The sequence below is a fragment of the Streptomyces sp. OZ13 genome, from assembly GCF_052068155.1.
Classification (GTDB): domain Bacteria; phylum Actinomycetota; class Actinomycetes; order Streptomycetales; family Streptomycetaceae; genus Streptomyces.
The window spans coordinates 1-21434 of sequence record NZ_JBQHCZ010000015.1; the positions used below are offsets into that span (position 1 = coordinate 1).

16 protein-coding genes and 1 pseudogene are annotated in these 21434 nt (G+C 73.5%); 13 read left to right on the forward strand and 4 right to left on the reverse strand.

The annotated features are described in order from the left end of the window. Nucleotides 1–258: pseudogene (locus tag ACTMTU_RS27565) on the reverse strand (cytochrome ubiquinol oxidase subunit I); the annotation flags it as partial. Nucleotides 259–535: 277 nt separating this feature from the next. Here ACTMTU_RS27565 and ACTMTU_RS27570 point away from each other — a divergent pair. From ACTMTU_RS27570 to ACTMTU_RS27580, 3 genes are read left to right on the forward strand one after another with little or no spacing between them, the layout of a single operon-like run. Continuing rightward, nucleotides 536–3022, forward strand: a complete 2487-nt coding sequence (locus ACTMTU_RS27570; RefSeq protein WP_441266157.1) for a molybdopterin oxidoreductase family protein — start codon at nucleotides 536–538, stop codon at nucleotides 3020–3022. Then, nucleotides 3019–3510 carry a hypothetical protein gene (locus tag ACTMTU_RS27575; RefSeq protein ID WP_441266158.1) on the forward strand — a complete coding sequence of 164 codons (492 nt, stop codon included), beginning with the start codon at nucleotides 3019–3021 and terminating at the stop codon, nucleotides 3508–3510. Before ACTMTU_RS27570 ends, ACTMTU_RS27575 begins: the two co-directional genes overlap by 4 nt. Next, nucleotides 3510–4283: an SDR family NAD(P)-dependent oxidoreductase gene (locus tag ACTMTU_RS27580; RefSeq protein WP_441266159.1), complete on the forward strand. Its 774-nt coding sequence runs from the start codon at nucleotides 3510–3512 to the stop codon at nucleotides 4281–4283. Before ACTMTU_RS27575 ends, ACTMTU_RS27580 begins: the two co-directional genes overlap by 1 nt. 90 nt (nucleotides 4284–4373) lie before the next feature. Here the strand turns inward: ACTMTU_RS27580 and ACTMTU_RS27585 are convergent, their stop codons facing one another. Beyond that, complete coding sequence (locus tag ACTMTU_RS27585) at nucleotides 4374–5486, reverse strand: MGDG synthase family glycosyltransferase (RefSeq protein WP_441266160.1); 1113 nt, start codon at nucleotides 5484–5486, stop codon at nucleotides 4374–4376. A 318-nt stretch (nucleotides 5487–5804) separates the two neighbouring features. On the opposite strand from ACTMTU_RS27585, the gene ACTMTU_RS27590 reads away from it, so the two are divergent. The 8 genes from ACTMTU_RS27590 to ACTMTU_RS27625 all read left to right on the forward strand — a co-directional run bounded on the left by ACTMTU_RS27590 (nucleotide 5805) and on the right by ACTMTU_RS27625 (nucleotide 15651). Then, nucleotides 5805–6665, forward strand: coding sequence for a DMT family transporter (locus tag ACTMTU_RS27590; protein WP_441266161.1), 861 nt, complete (start codon nucleotides 5805–5807; stop codon nucleotides 6663–6665). A gap of 5 nt (nucleotides 6666–6670) precedes the next feature. Then, nucleotides 6671–7405 (forward strand): polysaccharide deacetylase family protein, encoded by a 735-nt coding sequence (locus ACTMTU_RS27595; protein ID WP_441266162.1) that lies wholly within the window; start codon nucleotides 6671–6673, stop codon nucleotides 7403–7405. 113 nt (nucleotides 7406–7518) lie between these two features. After that, entirely contained in the window at nucleotides 7519–8280 is a 762-nt protein-coding gene (locus ACTMTU_RS27600) for a DeoR/GlpR family DNA-binding transcription regulator (protein ID WP_441266163.1), read from the forward strand. Next, nucleotides 8277–9224, forward strand: a complete 948-nt coding sequence (pfkB, locus tag ACTMTU_RS27605; RefSeq protein WP_441266164.1) for a 1-phosphofructokinase — start codon at nucleotides 8277–8279, stop codon at nucleotides 9222–9224. The genes ACTMTU_RS27600 and pfkB overlap by 4 nt, the downstream gene beginning before the upstream one ends. 130 nt (nucleotides 9225–9354) lie before the next feature. Next, nucleotides 9355–11349, forward strand: coding sequence for a PTS fructose transporter subunit IIABC (locus ACTMTU_RS27610; protein WP_441266165.1), 1995 nt, complete (start codon nucleotides 9355–9357; stop codon nucleotides 11347–11349). A 243-nt stretch (nucleotides 11350–11592) separates the two neighbouring features. Beyond that, the gene (locus ACTMTU_RS27615; RefSeq protein ID WP_189473000.1) at nucleotides 11593–11871 is read left to right on the forward strand and encodes an HPr family phosphocarrier protein; all 279 of its coding nucleotides are present in this window, start codon (nucleotides 11593–11595) and stop codon (nucleotides 11869–11871) included. Further along, nucleotides 11868–13583, forward strand: coding sequence for a phosphoenolpyruvate--protein phosphotransferase (ptsP, locus tag ACTMTU_RS27620; RefSeq protein WP_441266166.1), 1716 nt, complete (start codon nucleotides 11868–11870; stop codon nucleotides 13581–13583). The genes ACTMTU_RS27615 and ptsP overlap by 4 nt, the downstream gene beginning before the upstream one ends. Nucleotides 13584–13833: 250 nt before the next feature. After that, on the forward strand, nucleotides 13834–15651 hold the full coding sequence (locus tag ACTMTU_RS27625) for a SpoIIE family protein phosphatase (protein WP_441266167.1): 1818 nt from the start codon (nucleotides 13834–13836) through the stop codon (nucleotides 15649–15651). Between the two features lie 82 nt (nucleotides 15652–15733). Here the strand turns inward: ACTMTU_RS27625 and ACTMTU_RS27630 are convergent, their stop codons facing one another. Next, a complete protein-coding gene (locus ACTMTU_RS27630; RefSeq protein WP_441266168.1) occupies nucleotides 15734–17062 on the reverse strand; it encodes a PP2C family protein-serine/threonine phosphatase in 1329 nt (442 codons plus the stop codon). Nucleotides 17063–17445: 383 nt separating this feature from the next. Between ACTMTU_RS27630 and ACTMTU_RS27635 the strand changes: the two genes are divergently transcribed. Both ACTMTU_RS27635 and ACTMTU_RS27640 read left to right on the forward strand, forming a co-directional pair. Continuing rightward, a complete protein-coding gene (locus ACTMTU_RS27635; protein WP_441266169.1) occupies nucleotides 17446–18285 on the forward strand; it encodes an HAD family hydrolase in 840 nt (279 codons plus the stop codon). A 2-nt stretch (nucleotides 18286–18287) separates the two neighbouring features. Further along, nucleotides 18288–20705: a glycoside hydrolase family 65 protein gene (locus ACTMTU_RS27640; RefSeq protein ID WP_441266170.1), complete on the forward strand. Its 2418-nt coding sequence runs from the start codon at nucleotides 18288–18290 to the stop codon at nucleotides 20703–20705. Nucleotides 20706–20805: 100 nt separating this feature from the next. Here ACTMTU_RS27640 and ACTMTU_RS27645 read toward each other — a convergent pair whose 3' ends face one another. After that, nucleotides 20806–21291 carry an ATP-binding protein gene (locus tag ACTMTU_RS27645; protein ID WP_441266171.1) on the reverse strand — a complete coding sequence of 162 codons (486 nt, stop codon included), beginning with the start codon at nucleotides 21289–21291 and terminating at the stop codon, nucleotides 20806–20808. Nucleotides 21292–21434: the final 143 nt, after the last annotated feature.

A 21434-nucleotide genomic window follows, 5' to 3' on the forward strand; every position in this document is an offset into this window, starting at 1 on the left:
CGCCTGGTTGAACTGCTCGTTCGACATGATCTGCGTGCCCGGCCGGGCCAGCTCGGCGCGCATGAAGAGCGCCATCACGCCGCCGATGAGGAAGAACATGAACGACGTAGTGAGGTAGAGGGTGCCGATCGTCTTGTGGTCGGTGGTCGTCAGCCACTTCACGACGACGTTGCCGGGCTGCCTTCGGCGTACGGGCAGCTCGTCCTCGTAGGCGTCTTCCGACTGCACATCGAGGCGAGAACCTGACTGAGATGCCACACGAACTCCCGTACGTTCGGGTGCCGTCTGCCCTGGCTCCGGGCGCGGTTGCACCCACAGGCGGCGACCCCAAGGACATATACCGGTGCAATGTATATGTGCGGGACCCAAGGGGCTATTTGCGACATCTGCCGTTCGGGTGACGGAGCGTCGGGCCCGCGTGACGGGGTCGTCGCCGGCGCGGCCCGCGAGCTCCGGGCGTTACGGCCCGCCGATCCCGGGTACTTCTGTGCGGTCGGTACGACCCGTACCGCCTCATGCGACGAGGGAGGTCGACGTGGAAGATTCGGTGGACCGGATCGCCGAGCCCTGGGGCGGGCGGACCCCGTACTCGCGGCACGGGGCATGGCCGACCCGCGTCGACACCCACCTCGCCGAAGGCGTCGCGGAGGAGGAGGTGCAGCGGTGGGTGCAGTCGGCCTCGATCCTGCACTCCGACGGGGACGCCATGGACATCGCCGTCAAGGACGGCCGCATGGTCGGTGTGCGGGGCAGGGCCGTCGACCGCGTCAACCGGGGCCGGCTGGGGCCCAAGGACCTCTTCGCCTGGCAGGCCAACGCCTCGCCCGACCGGCTGACGAGGCCGCTGATCCGCCAGGACGGACGGCTGGTGGAGACCGACTGGCTCACCGCGATGGACCGGGTCGTCGCACGCTCCCGCGAGCTGCTGGAGGAACGCGGTCCTGGCTCCATCGGCTTCTACACCACGGGCCAGCTGTTCCTGGAGGAGTACTACACCCTCGCGGTCCTGGCCCGGGCCGGCATCGGGACGAACCACCTCGACGGCAACACCCGGCTGTGCACCTCCACCGCCGCCGAGGCCCTCAAGGAATCCTTCGGCTGCGACGGACAGCCGGGCAGCTACGACGACATCGACCACGCCGACGTGATCGCCCTGTTCGGGCACAACCTCGCGGAGACCCAGCCCGTGCAGTGGATGCGCGTCCTGGACCGGCTGGAGGGGGCCGACCCGCCGCGGCTCGTCTGCGTCGATCCGCGGCCCACCCGGGTGGCACGCCGCGCCACGGTGCATCTGGCACCTCGCGTCGGCACCAACGTGGCGCTCCTCAACGCCCTGCTGCACGAGACGATCCGTCACGACCGGGTGGACCACGAGTACATCGAGGCGCACACGGTCGGCTTCGAGGAACTCGCCGCCCGCGTCAAGGACTGCACCGCCGAATGGGCGGCCTCCGTCTGCGACGTGCCCGCCAGGCTGATCGTCGAGGCGGCGGAGGTCCTCGGCGGCGCCGACCGGCTGCTCTCCACGGTGCTTCAGGGCGTCTACCAGTCCCATCAGGCGACCGCGGCCGCCGTCCAGATCAACAACCTGCACCTGATCCGCGGGATGCTCGGACGGCCGGGCGCCGGCGTGCTCCAGATGAACGGGCAGCCCACCGCCCAGAACACCAGGGAATGCGGCGCCAACGGAGACCTGCCGGGATTCCGGAACTGGGAGAACGACGAGCACGTGGCCGACCTCGCCAGGGTGTGGAACGTCGAGCCGGCCACGATCCCGCACTACGCGCCGCCCACCCACGCCATGCAGATGTTCCGCTACGCCGAGCAGGGCTCCCTCCGGATGCTGTGGATCAGCGGCACCAATCCGGCCGTCTCACTGCCCGAGCTCGCACGGATCCGCTCGATCCTTTCCGGCGAACGGCTGTTCGTGGTGGTGCAGGACCTGTTCCTGACCGAGACCGCCCAACTGGCCGACGTCGTCCTGCCGGCGGCGACCTGGGGCGAGAAGACCGGCACCTTCACCAACGCGGACCGCACGGTGCACCTGTCCGACAAGGCCGTGGAACCGCCCGGGGAGGCCAGGCCGGACCTGGACATCTTCCTCGACTACGCCGCCCGTATGGACTTCCGCGACAAGGACGGCGGCCCGCTGATCCACTGGCACGACCCCGAGTCGGCGTTCGAGGCGTGGAAACGGTGCAGCGCCGGCCGGCCCTGCGACTACACCGGTCTGTCGTACGGCCTGCTGCGCGGCGGCAGCGGCATCCAGTGGCCCTGCACGAAGGACGACCCCTCCGGCACGCCGCGGCTGTACACCGACGGGATCAGCTGGGCGCACCCCGACCGCTGCGAGTCCTACGGCAAGGACCTGGTGACCGGCGCGTCGTCCGGCGTCGTCGAGTACCGCTCGCTCAACCCGGACGGAAAGGCCATGCTCAAGGCCGCCGAGTTCATGCCGCTGCACGAGGCGCCGAGCGAGGAGTACCCGTTCCAGCTGACGACCGGTCGGACCGTCTACCACTTCCACACCCGCACCAAGACCGGCCGCACACCGCAACTGAACGCGGCGGCGCCCGATGTGTGGGTGGAGATCTCCGAGGCCGACGCCGCGGCACGCGACCTCGCGGAGGGCGACCTCGTCGAGGTCGGCTCCCCGCGCGGCTCCCTCCGGGGGCGGCTGCGTGTCACCGGACTGAGGCGCGGAACGCTGTTCGTGCCCTTCCACTACGGCTACTGGGACACTCCCGCCGGGTTCGGCCCCAACGCCACGGTCCCGGGCCGGGCGGCGAACGAGACCACCGTCACCGACTGGGACGCGGCCTCCAAGCAGCCGCTGTTCAAGACCGCTGCCGCCACGCTCACCCTCGTGGAGAAGGGCGGCGGACAGCACTCGCCCGCCCCCACCACCACCGCATCAGAGCCGGGCCGTGACTCCGGTGTCCCCGCGACGGAAGGCGGCCCGGACGCCCGTGTGCGGCAGACGACGGACGCCGGGCCCACGAGGGAAGGGGGCCGGTGGTGAACGGCATCGGCCTCACCCTGCGCGTCCTCCACCACGGCGAGCGGCACCTGGCGGAGGAACTGCTCACCGTGGCGGACCGGCACAGTACGGAGCACGAGGTCCACCACGTCGCCAAGGACCTCGCCGGCTGGTCCCGGGAGCACGTCGAACGGCTGGCCGTGACCGGCCGCGCCTACGGACTCGAACTCGACGAATCGCCGGTCAAGCCCTCGCCCGGACTGCTGACGATGATCCGGGAGAAGGCGGCGCAGGCCGTCGGCAACCGCCCGGAGCCCGGCCTGCTGCTCCTGCGCGACCTGCGGGACCTGCATCTGGACGCCGCGGAGAACTCGCTCTATTGGGAGATGCTCGCGCAGGCGGCACAGGCATCGAAGGACACCCGGCTGCTCGAGCTCGCCTCTTCGTGCCACCCGCAGACGCTCCGGCAGATGCGCTGGACCAACACCATGATCAAGAACATCTCGCCGCAACTGCTGACGAGCCTGTGATGCCGGAAGCACAGGGCACAGCGAAAGGGCCGGTGATGCTGATCACCGGTGCGTCATCGGGGATCGGGGCCGCCGTCGCGACCCGCTTCGCCGCCGTCCCCGGATGGCGGCTGCTGCTGCACGGACGGGACGCGGAACGACTGGACCAAGTCGCGGCGCGCACGGGCGGAACCCCCTTGCGGGCCGACCTGACCGACCCGGCGAGCGCCGGGCGGATCGCCGCTGAGGCCCTCGGATCCGCCGGCCGGGTGGACGTCCTGGTGGCGGCGGCCGGCGTCGGCTGGGCAGGGCCGTTCACCGCCATACCGGCTTCGGCGATCGACGAGGTGCTGGCCGTCGATCTGGCGTCCGTGGTGCACCTGGTGCGTCGCCTCCTCCCGCAGATGGTCGAGCGGGGCAGGGGACGGATCGTGCTGCTGGGCTCCATCGCCGGTGCCGTGGGCGTCGGCGACGAGGCGGTGTACTCGGCGGCCAAGGCGGCGCTGGGCATGTTCGCCGAGAGTCTCGCGTACGAACTGAGAGGGACCGGGGTGACGATCTCCCTGGTGCTGCCGGGCATCGTGGACACGCCGTTCTTCGAACGGCGCGGCACCCCGCCTCACCGCGCGGGCCTGAAGCTCCTCACTCCGGAGCAGGTGGCCGAAGCGGTCTGGCGTGCGGTGACGCGGCGGCACCGGGCCGAGATCTTCCTGCCGCGGTGGCTGCGGATGCCGGCGCGTATCCATGGCGCGGTGCCCCTCGTCTTCCGGCGCCTGGCCGAGCGCCTCGGCTGAGCCGTCGGGCCGATGCCGCCGTCCGCGCCGGCCTCAGAGCGCCCGGCGGCCCGCCTTGTGCCTCGGACGTCCAGCGGCCCGCCCGCCTCCTCAGGCGCCCGGCGGACCGCCGCCGGGGAGAGCTGCGACGAGGCGCGCCGCGTCGTCACGGAACAGGGCGGCGGCGCGGGCGACCTGACTGTCCCTGACCGGACCCGGCGCCACCAACTCGTCCACGCGGGCCAGCAGTTCATCGGTGTCACCCGCCCACGCCGTCACACCCTCTGCCGCCATCGCGCGTACGCCTTCGACGCCGTGGCCGGCGATCGGCCGGTAGCCGATGACGGGAACACGCGCGGCGAATGCCTGCACGGCGGTCTGACCGGCCGCGTTGTCGATCAACAGCCGTGAGTGGGCCATCAGTTCCGGCAGATCGTCCACCCAGCCGAGCGCGACCGCGCCCGGCATCGCGGCAGCCCGGCGGCGCAGCCGTTCGTCGCGGCCGCACAGCAGCACGGGGAGGCAGCCGTGGCGCGCCAGCACCTCCGCGGTGCGCCTCAGCCCGGACCCCACGCCCCAGGCACCGGTGCAGATCAGCACCGGCGGCCGGCCGTCGGCCCAGCCGGGCGGGGCCTTCGCTGCCGGACGGCCGAACTCCGGCGGCACCACCGGCCCGGGGGCGGCCGCCGGCCGGCCGGTCGCCCGGTGCACCGCTTCCGCGCATGTCTGTGTGACGCACAGATACAGGTCGTTGCCGGGATGGAGCCAGCCGCGGTGGACGGCGAAGTCCGTGACGAACACGGCGCTCGGGACCGCCAGGGTGCCGCGGTCGCGCATCCGGCCGGTGATCTGACCCGCCAGATGGAAGGTCGAGACCACGGCGTCGGGGCGCCGGTCGCGGACGAGTGCCCTCAGCCGGCCCTCCGCGAGTGCGGCCAAGGGCGTCACGTCCGGGACCGTGCCGCGGCGTGACCGCGGCCGGCCCGCGCCGTTCCGCTGCTCGAGGAACACCGCGTGGACGCCCGCGTAGAGGCCCGGAGCATGTCGTACGGAGAACCGGTAGGACGACCGCAGTGCCCGCCCGGCGCCGGGCGGCAGGAGGGTCAGCACGTCCCGCACCAGCACCTCGTGGCCCGAGGCGGCGAGCCTGCGCGCGATTTCGCCGGCGACCGCGTCGTGGCCTGCCCCCATGCCCGCACTGAGCACCATGAAGCGCCCGCCCATGGGGCCACCTCCTCGCCGCGCGAGCGACGGACAGATCCGTCCGGTCCATGGTGGCCCCGGACCGGAGCCGTCGGTGCCCCGGAAGGGCGCCGGGGGGACCGATCGGGTGAACCGGGGACCGCTGCGCCTGCCGTCGGGCGGTGCTTGCGCCGTTCCCCGACAGGCTGGACCCGTTACTCGACAGGCTGGACCCGCTCGGTCCGTGATCCGGGAGGTCCGCATGTTCCGTCGGTACCGTGCCGCTGCGATCCTCGTGCGGGGCCCGGCGGACGACGCCGTGCGGGCGGGCCGCCCGGCGCGCCGGCGGGACGTGCGGCGATGACGGCACTGTCCGTCTGCCTCGCGCTGCTCGCCGCGCTCGCCAACGCCGCGGCCTCGGTGCTGCAGAGGCGGGCCCTCGCCGACCTCCCCGGTGCGACGGCCATGGCGATGCTGCGCCGACCGGGGTGGGCGTGGGGCGCGGCGATGCTCGTCGTCTCGGGAGCCCTCCAGGCGCTGGCGCTGGCGACCGGGCCGCTCGCCGTGGTGCAGCCGGTGATGAGCACGGAGCTGCTGTTCACCCTGGTGGTCGGAGGCATCGCCTTCCGGCGTCGCCCCGACCCGCGGACCCGGGTGGCATTCGTGGCGATGGCGGCCGGCCTGGGCGGGTTCCTCGCGCTGGCCGCACCGTCCGGCGGCCGGGACACGGTCCCGGCCGCGCACTGGGCATGGGCCGGGCTCTCGCTCGCCGCCGCGGTCGCCGTGCTGGTCGCGGTCTCGCTCCGGCTTCCGTCCTCCCCGCGCGCGGCGGTGCTGGGCACCGCGACGTCCATCGGCTTCGCCTGCACCGCCGTGCTGATGAAGGACGCGCTGGGCCGGCTGCCGGAGGGGGTCGGGGCGGTGTTCGCGACATGGCAGCTGTACGCGGCCATGTGCGTCGGCCTCGGCAGCTTCCTGCTGCTCCAGGTGACGCTCCGGGCGGGCTCGCTGGCCGCGTCGCAGCCCGCTCTGACGCTCGGTGACGCGCTGCTGAGCGTGGTGCTGGGGGTGGTGCTGTTCCAGGAGAACGTGCACCTGGGATGGCGTACGCCGCTGGAAGTGGTGGCACTCGGTCTGCTGATCGGCGGCTGTGTGGAACTGGCCAGGTCCCCGCTCCTGGCGGAGGACGCGGAGAGCACGGAAGGAACGGGGAAATGGTGAGGCCCATGAGCAGCGGGGCCACCGCCGCCCTGGCGGTGACGGGCACGGCGCTCCTCGCGGCCGGCGCGCACATCGGGCCTGCGGCGACCTGGCTTCCCGGCGTGCGCGGCGCTCTCGCCCCCGTCCTCGACGGGCGGGGGCACCGCGACCGGGTCGCGCTGACGTTGGACGACGGCCCCGACCCCGGCACCACGCCCCATTTCCTGCGGGCGCTGGACGAACTCTCCGTACGGGCGACCTTCTTCGTGCTCGGCAGCCGGCTCGCACAGCATCCCGGGCTGGGCAGGCGTATGGCGGCAGAGGGCCATGAACTGGCCGTGCACGGCTGGCGTCACGAGAGACCGTGGTATCCGCGGCCGTCGCGGGACGTACGGGACCTGGCGCGGACGGCGGACCTGGTCACGGAGATCTCCGGCGAGCGGCCGCTGTGGTACCGGCCCGCCTACGGGATCCTCACCGGCGGGCGGTGGTACGCGGCCAGGGCCAACGCGCTGAGACCGGTGCTGTGGACCTCGTGGGGCCGTGACTGGACGGCCGCGGCGACGCCGGGGAGCGTACGCGCGGAACTGAGCAGGACCCTCAGAGGCGGGGCGACGGTGCTGCTGCACGACTCCGACGCGCTGAGCGCTCCCGGTGCCTGGCGAGCGGCCCTGGGGGCGCTCGGCCCGGTCGTGGCGGACTGCCGGGCGCGCGGCCTGTCCGTCGGTCGGCTCCGCGACCACGGTCTGCCCACTCGCTGACCCTCGGGCCTGTTTCTGTCCGTTTGCATGCCCGGATCTGTTTACTTCCCCGTGGTTCGTGCGTAGCATCAAGGAAAACCACAGACTCGGTCATGGAACGGATGTAAAACCACATGTTCGCAGCGGAGCGTCAGCAGGAGATCATGCGCCTGGCCCGCGAAAGCGGTCGGGTGGATGTGCTGTCCCTCGCCGAGGAGTTCCAGGTCACCGCGGAAACCGTGCGACGCGACCTGAAGGCCCTCGACCGGGCGGGGCTGGTGCGGCGTGTGCACGGCGGCGCCATCCCCGCCGGCAACCTCGACTTCGAGCCCGACCTCGCGGAGCGCGACACGGTCGCCGCCGACGAGAAGGAACGCATCGCGCGCGCCGCGCTGGGCGAGCTGCCCGGAGACGGCAGCGTGATCCTGGACGCCGGCACCACGTCCGCCCGGCTGGCGGCCGGCATCCCGGTGGAATCCCAGCTGACGGTCGTCACCCACGCGCTGCCCGTCGCCGCCCGCCTCGCCGACCACCCGGGCATCGCCCTCCACCTCGTCGGCGGGCGGGTCCGGCACCGCACCCGTGCCGCCGTCGACGCCTGGGCCCTGCGCGCGTACGGCGAGATCAAGGCCGACGTCGTCTTCCTCGCCACCAACGGCTTCGACGCCGAGGGCGGCCTGACAACCCCGGACCTGGCGGAGGCGGCCGTCAAGCGGGCCGCGATCGCCGCCGCACGCCGGGTCGTTCTGCTGGCGGACTCGACCAAGTTCGGGCAGCAGCACTTCGCCCGCTTCGGCGACCTGGCGAACGTGGACCTGCTGATCACCGATACGGGCCTCAGTCCCGACGACGCCCGCGCCATCGAGCGGCAGGGCACGGAGGTCGTCCGCGCATGATCCTCACCGTCACCCCCAACCCGAGCCTGGACCGCACGTACGAACTGCCGTCCCTGGACCGCGGAGCCGTACTGCGCGCGGCCGTGGACCGGGTCGACCCCGGCGGCAAGGGCGTCAACGTCTCCCGGGCCGTGGCCGCCGCCGGCCACCGCACCGTCGCCGTCGTACCGCTCGGCGGGCCGGAAGGCGCGCTGCTCGACCGGCTGCTCGGCGAGCACGGCATCGAGGCCGCCGGCGTCCCCGTCGCCGGTTCGACCCGGGTCAACATCACGCTCGTCGAGCGTGACGGCACCCTCACCAAGGTCAACGCGGCCGGACCCGACCTCGCCCCTGCGGAGGCGGAGGCGCTGCTGGAGACCGTCCGCACCCGCTCGGCCGAGGCCGATTGGATCGCCTGCTGCGGAAGCCTGCCGCGCGGCCTGCGTCCCGAGTGGTACGCCGAACTCGTGGCGCGGACGCACCGGGCCGGCGCCCGTGTCGCCCTCGACACTTCGGGCGCCGCCCTCACCGCAGCCCTGCGGGAGCGCCCCGACGTGGTCAAACCCAACGCGGAAGAACTCGCGGAAGCGGTCGGCCGCCCCCTCGCCACCGTCGGCGACGCCGTCAAGGCGGCGGAGGAACTGCGCGAACGGGGCGCCCGTGCGGTGCTCGCCAGCTTGGGAGCGGACGGCCAACTGCTCGTCGACGACACCGGTGTCTGGTTCGGCCACGCCCCCGCCGACGGCGTCCGCAGCAACGTCGGTGCCGGGGACGCCTCCCTCGCCGGCTTCCTCACCGCCGGCGGTGCCGGCCCGGCCGCCCTGGCGGCCGCCGTCGCCCACGGCACCGCCGCCGTACAACTGCCGGGCAGCGTCATGCCGACACCGGCCGACCTGGACCCGCAAGCGGTGACCGTCACCGCTTCCGTGCCCCTCGACCGCGTGCTCGGGGAGCCGGCGTCATGACCGTCCGTCCCGGGCGGGCCCACCGTCCCCCACGTACCGGCGCGCGGTCCTGCGGCCGTGTCGGCGCCGGGGCCCGCCCACCACGTCCCACCACCGCCCCCCGGGCGGTTCGCGAGCAAGGAGCCGCGTGATGAGTGAGTTGATCACCGCAGAACTGGTCGACGTCGATCTGGCCGCCGAGACCAAGCAGGCCGCCACGCGGTCCCTCGCGGAGCGCATGGTCGCGGCCGGCCGCGTCACCGACCTCGACGGCTTCCTCGCCGACGTGGCGGCCCGCGAGGCACAGATGCCGACCGGCCTCGACGGCGGCATCGGCATTCCGCACTGCCGGAGCGAGCACGTCACCGCGCCGACCCTCGCCTTCGGCCGCAGCGCCGGGGGGATCGACTTCGGCGCCCCGGACGGGCCCGCCGATCTGATCTTCCTGATAGCCGCGCCGGCGGGAGCCGACGAGGACCATCTGACGATCCTCTCCGCCCTGGCCCGGCGGCTCATGGACGCCCGGTTCACCACCGCGCTGCGCGCCGAGCACGACCCGGCGGCGGTCGCGGCCCTGATCCGCGGCGAGGACGCCCCGGCGCCTGAGGAAGCCCCTGCGGAAAGCGCGGACAGCGCGGCCCCGCCGGCCCCGGCGTCCGCCTCCGCCCCGTTCCGGATCGTGGCCGTCACCTCCTGCCCCACCGGCATCGCCCACACCTACATGGCCGCCGAGGCGCTCCGCCAGGCAGGCGAGGCCGAAGGCGTCGAACTCGTCGTCGAGACCCAGGGCTCGGCAGGCTTCGCCCGCCTCGACCCGGCCGTGATCGCGGCCGCCGACGGCGTGATCCTCGCCCACGACGTCGAGGTCAGGGAGCGGCACCGGTTCGCCGGCAAGCCCACCGTCGACGTCGGTGTGAAGGCCGCCGTCAACCGGCCCGCCGAACTGGTCGCGGAGGTACGGGCCAAGGCAGAACGCGGCGAGACCACCGCTCCGTCCACCGCCACCGCGCCCATGGACTCCGGCGCGCCGGGCGACCACTTCGGCATCCGCCTGCGCACCTGGCTGATGACCGGCGTCAGTTACATGGTGCCGTTCGTCGCCGCGGGCGGTCTCCTCATCGCACTGGCCTTCGCCATCGGCGGGTACGAGATCAACGGCGCCCCGTCGGTCGCCGAGCACTTCGTGTGGACGGAGGCCGCCGGCTGGGCCGCCCTGCTCTTCCAGGTCGGCGGCGCCGCCTTCGGCTTCCTGGTCCCCGTCCTCGCCGGATACATCGCGTACGGCATGGTCGACCGGCCCGGACTCGTGCCCGGCATCGTGGGCGGTGCCATCGCCGTCACGATCAACGCGGGCTTCCTCGGCGGACTCGCCGCCGGTCTCATCGCGGGCGCGGTCGTGATGGCGATCCAGCGGATCCATGTGCCGACCGTGCTGCGCGGTGTGATGCCGGTGGTCGTGATCCCGTTGATCTCCGCCGCCGTCGTCGGATTCCTGATGTTCATCGTCGTCGGCAAGCCGATCGCCTCGCTCCAGAAGGCCATGACCGACTGGCTGAGCGGTCTGTCCGGCGGCAACGCCGTGCTGCTCGGCGTGCTGCTCGGCCTCATGATGTGCTTCGACCTCGGCGGCCCGGTCAACAAGGTCGCCTACGCCTTCGCCGTGGGCGGCCTCGCGAACCCCACCGACGGCAGCCTCAAGGTCATGGCCGCCGTGATGGCCGCCGGAATGGTCCCGCCGCTCGGCATGGCCCTGGCGACGACCCTGCGCGCGAAGCTGTTCACCAAGGCGGAGCAGGACAACGGCAAGGCGGCATGGGTCCTCGGCGCCTCGTTCATCAGCGAGGGCGCGATCCCGTTCGCCGCGGCCGACCCGCTGCGGGTCATTCCGTCCGCGATGGCCGGCGGCGCGGTCACCGGCGCACTGTCGATGGCGTTCGGCGCCACGCTTCGCGCCCCGCACGGCGGCATCTTCGTCGTACCGCTCATCGGGCGGCCGCTGCTGTACCTGCTGGCCATCGCCGCCGGCACCGTGGTCACCGCCGCCCTGGTGGTCCTCCTCAAGAGCCGCCGCAAGCCGGCCGGCCACGCGGTCACGCCCCCGGCCGTCTCCGAGGCCGCGGAGCCCAAGGTCCCGGCCGCCGCCTGAAACCCCTCGCCCGGGCCTGCCCGGAACCGTTCCCGGCAGGCCTGGACGGCCGGACGCAATTGGCGCCCGGACCGGTCCGGGAACAGGCCCCGGAAGATCCCGGATCAGGTCCCCGGGCAGCCGAGGACCTGTCCGGTCCCTTCCCGGTCCATCCCCCGCCCAGCGGCCCAGCGTTGTGCCCTTCCGCGGCGGACAAACGCCCACCGGCAGCCTCGTCCCCCATCCCGTAGGAGTGTCATCCCCATGCCCCAGCGCACCGTCGTCATCGGCTCCCGCTCCGGACTCCACGCCCGGCCCGCGTCGGTCTTCGTCCAGGCCGCCGCCCGCCAGCCCGTCAGGGTGACCGTCGCCCGCGACGGAGGCGCACCGGTCGACGCCCGCAGCCTGCTGTCGGTGCTCGCACTCGGCGCCAAGCACGGTGAACCCCTGGTGCTGTCCGCCGAAGGCGACGGCGCCGAGGCCGCCATCGAGGAACTGGCCACGCTGGTCGCCGCCGACCTCGACGCCCAGGAGCAGCGGTGACGACCGGCACGACCACCTCAGCGGCACCCGCGACCACGGCCGGCGGAGTGCTGGACGGCATCGGCGTCGGTGGCGGCAGCGCCGCCGGGCCCGTCGCCCGGATGGCCCAGCCGTCCGTGCTGCCGCCGCCGCGCACCGTGGACCCGGCCGACGTACCGGCCGAGGCGGCAGCGGCCCGGGCCGCGCTGGCACGGGTCGCCGCGGACCTGGAGGGTCGGGCGGCGGCCGTCGGCGGCGACGCGGCGCACGTCCTCTCCGCCCAGGCGATGATGGCCGCCGACCCGACGCTCGCCGACCAGGTCGGCGAACTCGTTGCCGGCGGTTCCGACGCGGCCCACGCGCTCGACCAGGCGTTCCGTGCCTTCCGCGCGTCGCTCGAGGCGGCCGGCGGCTACTTCGCCGAACGCGTCGCCGACCTCGACGACCTCCGCCACCGGTCGGTCGCGGCGGTACAGGGCCTCGCGATGCCCGGCCTGCCGGCCCCCGGCCACCCGTACATCCTCGTCGCGGACGATCTCGCGCCCGCCGACACCGCTCTGCTCGACCCGGCCGAGGTCCTCGCCCTGGTCACCGAACGCGGCGGCCCCACCAGCCACACCGCCATCCTCGCGAAGATCCTCGGCCTGCCGGCCGTCGTGGGCTGCGCCGCCGCCGCGGCGCTGACCGACGGCACGCCGGTGCTCGTCGACGGCGCGGCCGGCACGGTCGTGACGGACCCGGACGCGGACGCCGTAGCCGCGGCCGCCGCGAGGGACGAACGCCGCCGTCTGGCCGCGGCCCGGGTCAGCGGCCCAGGCCGGACGGCCGACGGCCACGCGGTCAAACTGCTGGTCAACCTGGGCGCCTTGCCGGAACTGGACGCGGCCGCGGCGGCCGACAGCGAGGGCGTGGGGCTGTTCCGCACCGAGTTCCTCTACCTCGACCGCGAGCAGGCCCCCACCGCGGAGGAGCAGACCGACGCCTACCGCGCGGTCTTCGACGCCTTCGCCGGGCGCCGGGTCGTCGTACGGACCCTGGACGCGGGGGCCGACAAGCCGCTGCCGTTCGTCACCTCGGCCGACGAGCAGAACCCCGCCCTCGGTGTGCGCGGCCTGCGGACCGCCCGCCGGGACCCGGAGCTGCTCGAGACGCAGCTCGCCGCGATCGCCGCTGCGGCGCAGGCAACAGAGGCCGACGTATGGGTGATGGCGCCCATGGTCTCCGTGCCAGGTGAGGCGGCGGCCTTCTCGGCACGGGTTCGGGCCCATGGCCTGCGGACCGCGGGCGCCATGGTCGAGGTCCCGGCCGCGGCGCTGCGGGCGGGAGACCTGGCCCGGCAGTGCGACTTCCTCAGCGTCGGCACCAACGACCTGGCCCAGTACGCGTTCGCGGCCGACCGCACCCTGGGCACGCTGGCCGAGTTCCTGGACCCCTGGCAGCCGGCCCTGCTCGAACTGGTGCGGACGGCCGCCGGGGCGGGAGCGGCCTGCGACCGCCCCGTGGGCGTCTGCGGGGAGGCCGCGGCCGACCCGCTGCTCGCCCTGGTCCTCGTCGGACTCGGCGTGAGCAGTCTCTCGGCCGCGCCGAGCTGCCTGGGGGACGTCCGCGCCGCCCTGGCGGCCCACACCCTGGACGACTGCCGGCGGCTCGCCGGACTGGCACTGGCGGCCCCGGACGCGGCGGCGGCGCGCGCGGCCGTGCGGGAAGGTACGGCGCGAGAGGGCCTCGCGTAGCCCTGCCATGGCCGGGCGGGCGGCGGCCCTCGACCGTGCGGCCCCGACCCCGGCAGGGGCCGCGGCCGGGCCCCTGGCCATGCGGATCCCGCCCGGCCGGGGGTGGCGCGGTCCCGCGGTGTCCCCGGCCGCCCCGGGTCGGTGGAGCAGCGCGCTGCCGCCCCGGATGCGAGCATGACGAGAGGGCCGTCGACGACGCGCCCGCGCCGGTGCGGCGCAGGAGGAACGGGCGACCCGGGGATGGTGGGGCGTGAACGGCGCTGACCGGCCGCTGGAGCTCGACTTCCTGCGTGCCGTGTTCGAGAGCGTGGGTGCCGGGCTGTTCATCACCGACACCTCGGGGCGGCTCACGGCCTCGAACCCGTGGGCCGACCGCCTCCTCGACCGCGACACCGAGCGGATGCTCGGTCAGGACCTCCACGACCTGTTGCACCGGCAGGCCGACGGCAGGACGATCCCCCGCGACGAATGCCGTGTCCTCTCCGTACTGACGAACGGCAGTCCGGCCGAGGGAAGCGACGAGTTCTACCTGCGGGCCGACGGCACGACCGTCCCGATCATCTGGGCCGCCACGCCCCTGGTGCGGAAGGGGAAGGTGGAGGGCGCGGTGATCGTCTTCCACGACTTCAGCCTGCACCGCCGGGCCGTCGACCAGCAGGCGACGCACCTCGTGGCACTGGAGGAGCTCACCGAGCGGCTGACGATCGTCGCGGAGATCTCCGCGGTGCTCAGCTCCACCCTGGACGTCCCGAAAATGCTGTACCGGCTGGTGCGTCTTCTGGTGCCGGAGCTGGGCGACTGGGCGGCGGTCGATCTTCGTACGCACCCTCAGGCCGACGACATGCGCCGGATCGCCGTGCATTGCGAGGACCCCGGCGCGGAGGACGACGGCGGGACGCTGCTGGGCCCGTTGCCGCCGTTGACGGAGACGCCCTCCGCCTCGGTCCTCGCCCGTGTGATGCGGGGCGGCCGGCCCCTGCGGCTGGACGCCGAGGACCTCACTCCGCAGGCGCCGCTCGCGCCGGCGCACCGGGACCTGTTCGACCGGCTCGGCGGGCACTCGGCGGTCGTGGTGCCGCTGAGCACCACGCGTCAGGTGTTCGGCGTGCTCACCGTGGCGCGCAGCGGCGCACGTCCACCCTGCACGGAGGCCGACCTGCTGGTGCTGGCCGACATCGGCCGCCGGGCCGGCCTGGTGCTGGACAACGCCCAGCTGTTCGACCAGCAACGGCAGCTCGCGGAGACCATGCAGCGTCAGCTCCTCACGCCGCTGCCCCAGGTCGACCACCTCCAGATGGCCGCCCGCTACCAGCCCGCGGAGAGCGCCGCCGAGATCGGGGGCGACTGGTACGACGCCTTCCTCCTCGCCGACGGTGTGACGACGATGGTCATCGGCGACGTCGTGGGCCACGACCTCAAGGCCGCGGCCCATATGGCCGAGGTACGGAACATGCTCCGCGCTCTCGCCTGGGACCGGCAGGAGCCTCCCAGCCTCATCATGAGCCGTCTCGACGAGGCGATGACGCACACCAGCGACGCGCCGATGGCCACCGCCGTCTTCGCCCGGATCGAGGGCCAGGAGGGAGGGCCGTGGCAACTGCACTGGGTCAACGCCGGCCATCCGCCGCCGCTACTGGTGACCCACGACGGACAGGCCCGTTACCTCGAAGCGGGCCACGGGCCCCTCCTCGGTATGGCTTCCGCGCTGCACATGGGCCTGGGATGGCCGGACGCCCGCGAGCGTCTGCCCGCCCGCTCCACCCTGCTGCTCTACACCGACGGCCTGGTCGAGAGCCGGACCCGTCCCATCGACCGAGGACTCGCCCAGCTCCGCCGTCACGCCGCCGAACTCGCCCACCGGGACGTCGACGACTTCTGCGACGAGCTCCTCGCCCGCATGGAGCCCAGCGGGGACGACGTCGCCCTCCTCGCCCTGCGCATCCCGGAATGGGGCGAGGGCCGCGACGGCGGGCCGCCACCGCGGCAGCACTCGCCCAGCCCGGCCGCGCCCAACCGCGCCGCCCCTGGGTCCCAGGTGGAGGACAGCGAGGTACGGGACACGTCCTGACCCATGGCGCCGCCCGGAGCGCCGGTCCGCCGGTCCGCCGGTCCGCCGGTCCGCCGGGACGGACCGGCGGACCGGGCCGGCGTCAGGAGGCGAGGCGGGCCGCGAGGAGGGCGACGTCGTCGTGGAACGCGTAGTGGCCGTGTGCGAGGAGCGCGTCGCACAGCTCGGACAGCGGGGCTGAGGCGCGCACGGCCGCGATGCCGGTGGCGTCGGCCATCCCCTCGTCGATGGACCGGCGGGGGTGCTCGACCAGCCCGTCCGTGTGCAGGAGCAGTGTGCTGCCGGGAGGAAGCACCTCGGTCTGGTCCTCGCGGTCCATCGCCGGATCGACGCCCAGCGGCAGGCCGGTGTCCGTCGCCAGGTAGCGGGCCCGGTGGTCCGGTGTGACCAGCAGCGGCGGCAGGTGGCCCGCGCTGGACCAGTGCAGCCGCTTGCCGTGGGCGCTGGGTTCCAGCCTCGCGATGATGACGGTGGCCATCGGTCCTCCGTGCAGTTCGTGCGGGACCTCGTCGAGCCGGCACAGGATGCGGCTCGGAGGCTCCTCCTCCTCGAAGGCGATCACCCGCAGCATGTTGCTGATCTGGCTCATCACGGTGGCCGCTTCGAGGCCGTGGCCCATCACGTCCCCGACCATCAGGCACGGCACGCGGCCCGGCAGCCGGACGAGGTCGTACCAGTCGCCGCCGATCCGCGGCGCCTCTGTGGAGGGCTGGTACCTGGCCTCGAGTTCGAGGTCCTCGCGCCGGGGCATCCGGGGCAGCAACCTTCGCTGGAAGTCCTCCGTGGCGTGCCGCAACCGGTCGTACAGACGGGCGTTCTCGATGGCCACACCCGCGGCGCCGGCCAATGCCACGACGATGTTCTCGTCGTCGTCCGTGAACGGCTCTCCGCTCTCGCGGTCGGCCAGGTAGAGGGTGCCGTACAGCTTGTCGCGCACGCGGATCGGCACACCCAGCAGGGCCGTCATCGCCGGGTGGCCTCGCGGGAAGCCGATCGCGTGCGGATGGTCCGCCACACGATCGACGCGCAGCGGGTGCGGATCGCGCACCAGCTCACCGAGCAGGCCGCTACCGTGCGGCAACTGGTCGCCGAGGGCGGCGAACTGGTCGCGGCCGAAGCCGGAGGTGATCAGCTCGGTGAACTCACCGGATTCGTCCAGTACACCGAGCGCGGCGTAGCGGGCCTGCGCCAGCTGCCGGGCGGTCTCGTTGATGGTGCGCAGCACGGAGTCCAGCTCCAGTTCCTTGCTGATCGCGAGAACCGCACCCAGCAGTTCCCGCACGCGACCGTGCGCGTGCGCGACCTGCTGGAGGCCGTCCTGGATCTGGTCCAGGTAGTCGCCCTGGGCGGACGGGAGGGCGGGAGCAGAGGACTGCGGGTCCTCGGGACCGTCCGGAACTCGTTGTGCCATCGAAAAGCCTTCGCCTGGTTTCGTGGCGGGCCGCTCTTCCTGAGGCGGGTACCCATCCGCCGGGCAGCGACTCACGGCGGCGGGAGCCCCGCGGACCTCCGGCGACGCGCGTCCGCCGGCCCACGGCGGAGCGCAGCCCGGAACAGGGCCGCGACGGCCGCCCGTCACCCACGGCGCATGCACGGCCGTCCCGCGGGCACGTGCACGCCACAGGCTTCAGCGCGCAGAGCACGGGGTACGCGGCCATCCTTAATCGCGTGGCTCCCTCCACCGGGCGACGACAGCGGCCCGCGCCGACGGGGCCGCCGAGCAGGGAGGACAGACATGAACGTACGCGTGGGCCCCGCACCGCCCGGCCGGGGCGGCGAGCCGGACACGCGGCCGTGAACGGCCCCCGCTGGCGCGGCGTCGACGCCGTCGTCCTCGACACCGACGGCGTCATCACCGACTCGGCCCGGGTCCACGCCGCAGCCTGGAAGACGGCCTTCGACGCCTGCCTGCGGGCCCATCCGCCGGACGACCCCGCGGCTCGCCGGCCCTTCGACGTCCGGGACGACTACCTGCGCCACGTCGACGGCCGCTCACGCCAGGACGGGGCCGCGGCGTTCCTGGCCTCCCGCGGGCTGCGGCTGCCCAAGGGGAGCCCTGACGACGCGCCGGGCACGGACACCGTGGGCGCCGTCGCCGCGTACAAGGAGAAGCTGTTCACCCAGCGGCTGCGCGAGCAGGGCATCGACGCCTACCCGGGCACCGCACGACTGCTGCGGATGCTGCGCGCCCGTGCCGTTCCCCTGGCGGCCGTGTCCGCGTCCCGCCACGCACGTGAACTGATCACCCGGGCCGGGGTCCTGCCGTGTTTCGACGTCCTGGTCGACGGTGCGGACGCGGCCCGCCTGCGGCTGCCGGGCAAGCCGGAGCCCGCACTGTTCCTCGAGGCGGCCCGGCGGCTCGGCGTCCCCCCGGAGCGGGCGGCCGTCGTGGAGGACGCCCTGGCCGGCGTCGAGGCGGGCAGACGCGGCGGTTTCGCCCTCGTGATCGGCGTGGACCGTACGGCCGGCCCGGGGACGGGCGACGCCCTGCTCGAGCACGGCGCGGACCTCGTCGTACGGGACCTCGCCGAACTGCTCCCCGCCGGCGCCGAGCGGTCCGGCGAACCGGCCGCGCCCACGGAACCCCACGCAGCCCGGGCCGCCCCCGAGCCCCCAGTGCCCCCGGAGGACTGACCATGCACGAGTGGATCTGGACGTACGAGGGATACGAGCCCGCGCGCGAGCGGCTGCGCGAGGCGCTGTGCACCCTCGGCAACGGCTACTTCGCCACCCGGGGAGCCGCCCCCGAGTGCACCGCCGACGAGACGCACTACCCGGGCACGTACGCGGCGGGCTGCTACAACCGTCTCACCTCGACCGTCGCCGGCCGGCAGGTCGAGAACGAGGACATGGTCAACCTGCCCAACTGGCTGCCCCTGCGCTTCCGTATCTACCGCGTCGCCGGCGACGCCGCTTGGTTCACGCCGGACAGCTCGGCACTGGCCGAACACCGCCAGCGCCTCGATCTGCGGGCGGGCACCCTCGAGCGCACCATGCGCTACGTGGCCGAGGACGGCCGTGCCCTCACCGTGCGCCAGCTCCGGCTGGTCCACATGGCCGATCCCCATCTCGCCGCGCTCCGCACCCAGTTCACGGCAGAGGGCTGGTCCGGCGACATCGAGGTCGAGGCGGCGCTCGACGGAGCGGTGACCAACAGCGGCGTGGCGCGCTACCGGGAGCTCAACGGCGGCCATCTCGTCCACGTCAACGCCGGTGACGGCGAGCCCGACACCATGTGGCTGCGCTGCCGCACCGCCACCTCCGACATCCGGATCGGCATGGCGGCCCGCACGATCGCCGACGAACCCACCGACGAGGAACGGGCCCGCAACGCCCATGAACCGCTGCGTGCCGTGCAGTTGCTGAGGCTGACGCTCCCGGGAGGTGTCACCCGTACGGTCGACAAGACGGTCGCGCTGCACACCTCGCGGGACTCCGCGATCAGCGACCCGCTGCACGCGGCCGTCGGCCGGGTCGGCCGGGCGCCGGGCTTCGAAGCACTGCTGGAGTCGCACCGGACGGCGTGGCGGCAGCTGTGGCGGAGGGGTGAGCTGGACGTGCCGGGGGAGGCGGGCAGCATTCTGCGGCTGCACCTCTTCCATGTGCTGCAGACGCTGTCGCCGCACACGGCCGACCTCGACGTCGGCGTGCCGGCCCGCGGTCTGCACGGCGAGGCGTACCGCGGCCACATCTTCTGGGACGAGCTGTTCGTCCTGCCGTATCTGAACCTGCATTTCCCCGAGGTCTCCCGGGCCCTGCTCATGTACCGGTACCGCAGGCTGGAACAGGCCCGCGTGCTGGCTCGCGACGCCGGTCACACCGGCGCCATGTACCCGTGGCAGAGCGGCAGCGACGGCCGCGAGGAGACACAGGAGCTGCACCTCAACCCCCGGTCCGGCCGCTGGCTGCCGGACCATTCCCGCCTTCAGCACCATGTCGGGTCCGCCATCGCGTACAACGTGTGGCAGTACTGCGAGGCGAGCGGCGACGCGGAGTTCCTGCACACCAAGGGCGCGGAGATGCTCACCCAGATCGCGCGGTTCTGGGCCGGATTCGCGCAGTACGACGAGCAGTTGGAGCGCTACCGCATCCGCGGCGTCGTAGGTCCGGACGAGTACCACGAGGGGTACCCGGGCTCCTGCCTGCCGGGGCTCGACGACAACGCCTATACGAATGTCACCGCCGTGTGGGTGCTGGCCCGAGCCCTCGAGGTGGTGCGCGAACTGCCGGAGCCGCGCCGCCGCGAGCTGTACGAGCGCATCGGCCTCGACCGCGGGGAGCTCGCTCGCTGGGAGGAGGTGTCGCGCCGGATGTACGTGCCCTTCCATGACGGTGTCATCAGCCAGTTCCACGGCTACGGCGACCTGGAGGAGCTCGACTGGGACGGCCTGCGCGCCCGGCACGGGGACATCCGCCGTCTCGACCGGGTGCTGGAGGCCGAGAACGACACCGTCAACCGCTACCAGGCCTCCAAGCAGGCCGACGTCCTGATGCTCGGCTACCTCTTCTCGCCGACCGAACTGAGCGGCCTCTTCCGCAGGTTGGGCCATGAACTCGACGAAGAGACCTGGCACCGGACGGTCGACTACTACCTGAAGCGCACCAGCCATGGCTCCACGCTGAGCGGCCTGGTCCACGGTTGGCTGCTGGCGCGCCAGCGGCGAGAGGACGCGTGGACCTACGTGAAGGAAGCCCTGGAGGGGGACATCGCCGATCTCCAGGGCGGCACCACGGAGGAAGGCATCCACCTCGGGGCGATGGCGGGCACGCTCGACCTGGTGCAGCGTGGTCTGACCGGGATGGAGACCCGTGGCGGGGCGCTGTGGTTCGACCCCGTCCACTCGCCACAGCTCGCCGAGTACGGCTTCTCCGTCCGCTACCACGGCCATTGGGGCGTGAGGGTGCGGATGCGGCCCGGAGAACTGCACATCGGGGTGCCGGCCTCCGACGGGGGACCGATCGAAGTGCGGCTCACGGACCGGACGGTGTCGGTCGAGCCGGGCGGCTCCCGGCTGCTGATGCTCCCCGACGACGGGCACCGGCCCTCGCCCTGACCGGACTCGCCCGACCGGAGCTCGCGGGTCCGGCCGTAGGGCCCCTCGCCCTGTACGGATTCTCGGCACCGGCAGGGCCGGTGCCGCCGGCCGTCGCGGCTCAGGTGGAGCCCTGTTGTCCCGGCAGGGGCAGGCACGCCCAGACGGTCTTGCCCGCAGGAGGTGCCAGCCGCCAGGACCAGCTGTCGCTCAGCGAGTCGACCAGGAACAGACCGCGGCCGCCCGAGGCGGCCGGGCCGGGATCACCCAGACGCGGCGGCGCCGGACTGGGGTCGGTCACCGCGCAGACGAGGTGGCTGCGGTAGCGGAAGAGACCGAGCCAGACCGGGTACTCGCCGGCGCACGACGGGGCGGGCGGAAGGGCGTGCCGCACGGCGTTGCCGACGAGCTCGCTGACGATCAGCTCGACGTCCGCCACCAGGGGCCGCAGGGACCACGCGTGGAGGGTGCTCGCGGCGAACTTCCTCGCCTGCCCCGCGTTCCTCGGGCGGCCGTCCAGTCCACACGCGGAGAAGCCGCCGGGGACGACGGGTTCCTCCGGGGCGTACTCCGGCGCGTCGGCGGGCATGCCGGGCGGACGTTTCACGCCAGATTGCGTAGGACCGCTCCCGAACCCATGCCGTACATCGGTTCCCGAGAGCGCCGGCATGTGAGTCGTCACTGGTCATGTCTCCCTGCAGGCTTCGCCGTTCGACAGCAGACACAGGGCGAGTATTGTCGAGCCGACCC

What these genes read in the sequence shown, in the direction of transcription:
- ACTMTU_RS27640 (WP_441266170.1), top strand. Translation starts at nt 18,288, where the DNA reads ATGCACGAGTGGATCTGGACGTACGAGGGATACGAGCCCGCGCGCGAG.
- ACTMTU_RS27585 (WP_441266160.1), bottom strand. Translation starts at nt 5,486, where the DNA reads ATGGGCGGGCGCTTCATGGTGCTCAGTGCGGGCATGGGGGCAGGCCAC.
- ACTMTU_RS27630 (WP_441266168.1), bottom strand. Translation starts at nt 17,062, where the DNA reads ATGGCACAACGAGTTCCGGACGGTCCCGAGGACCCGCAGTCCTCTGCT.
- ACTMTU_RS27580 (WP_441266159.1), top strand. Translation starts at nt 3,510, where the DNA reads ATGCCGGAAGCACAGGGCACAGCGAAAGGGCCGGTGATGCTGATCACC.
- ACTMTU_RS27615 (WP_189473000.1), top strand. Translation starts at nt 11,593, where the DNA reads ATGCCCCAGCGCACCGTCGTCATCGGCTCCCGCTCCGGACTCCACGCC.
- pfkB (WP_441266164.1), top strand. Translation starts at nt 8,277, where the DNA reads ATGATCCTCACCGTCACCCCCAACCCGAGCCTGGACCGCACGTACGAA.
- ACTMTU_RS27590 (WP_441266161.1), top strand. Translation starts at nt 5,805, where the DNA reads ATGACGGCACTGTCCGTCTGCCTCGCGCTGCTCGCCGCGCTCGCCAAC.
- ACTMTU_RS27610 (WP_441266165.1), top strand. Translation starts at nt 9,355, where the DNA reads ATGAGTGAGTTGATCACCGCAGAACTGGTCGACGTCGATCTGGCCGCC.
- ACTMTU_RS27600 (WP_441266163.1), top strand. Translation starts at nt 7,519, where the DNA reads ATGTTCGCAGCGGAGCGTCAGCAGGAGATCATGCGCCTGGCCCGCGAA.
- ACTMTU_RS27595 (WP_441266162.1), top strand. Translation starts at nt 6,671, where the DNA reads ATGAGCAGCGGGGCCACCGCCGCCCTGGCGGTGACGGGCACGGCGCTC.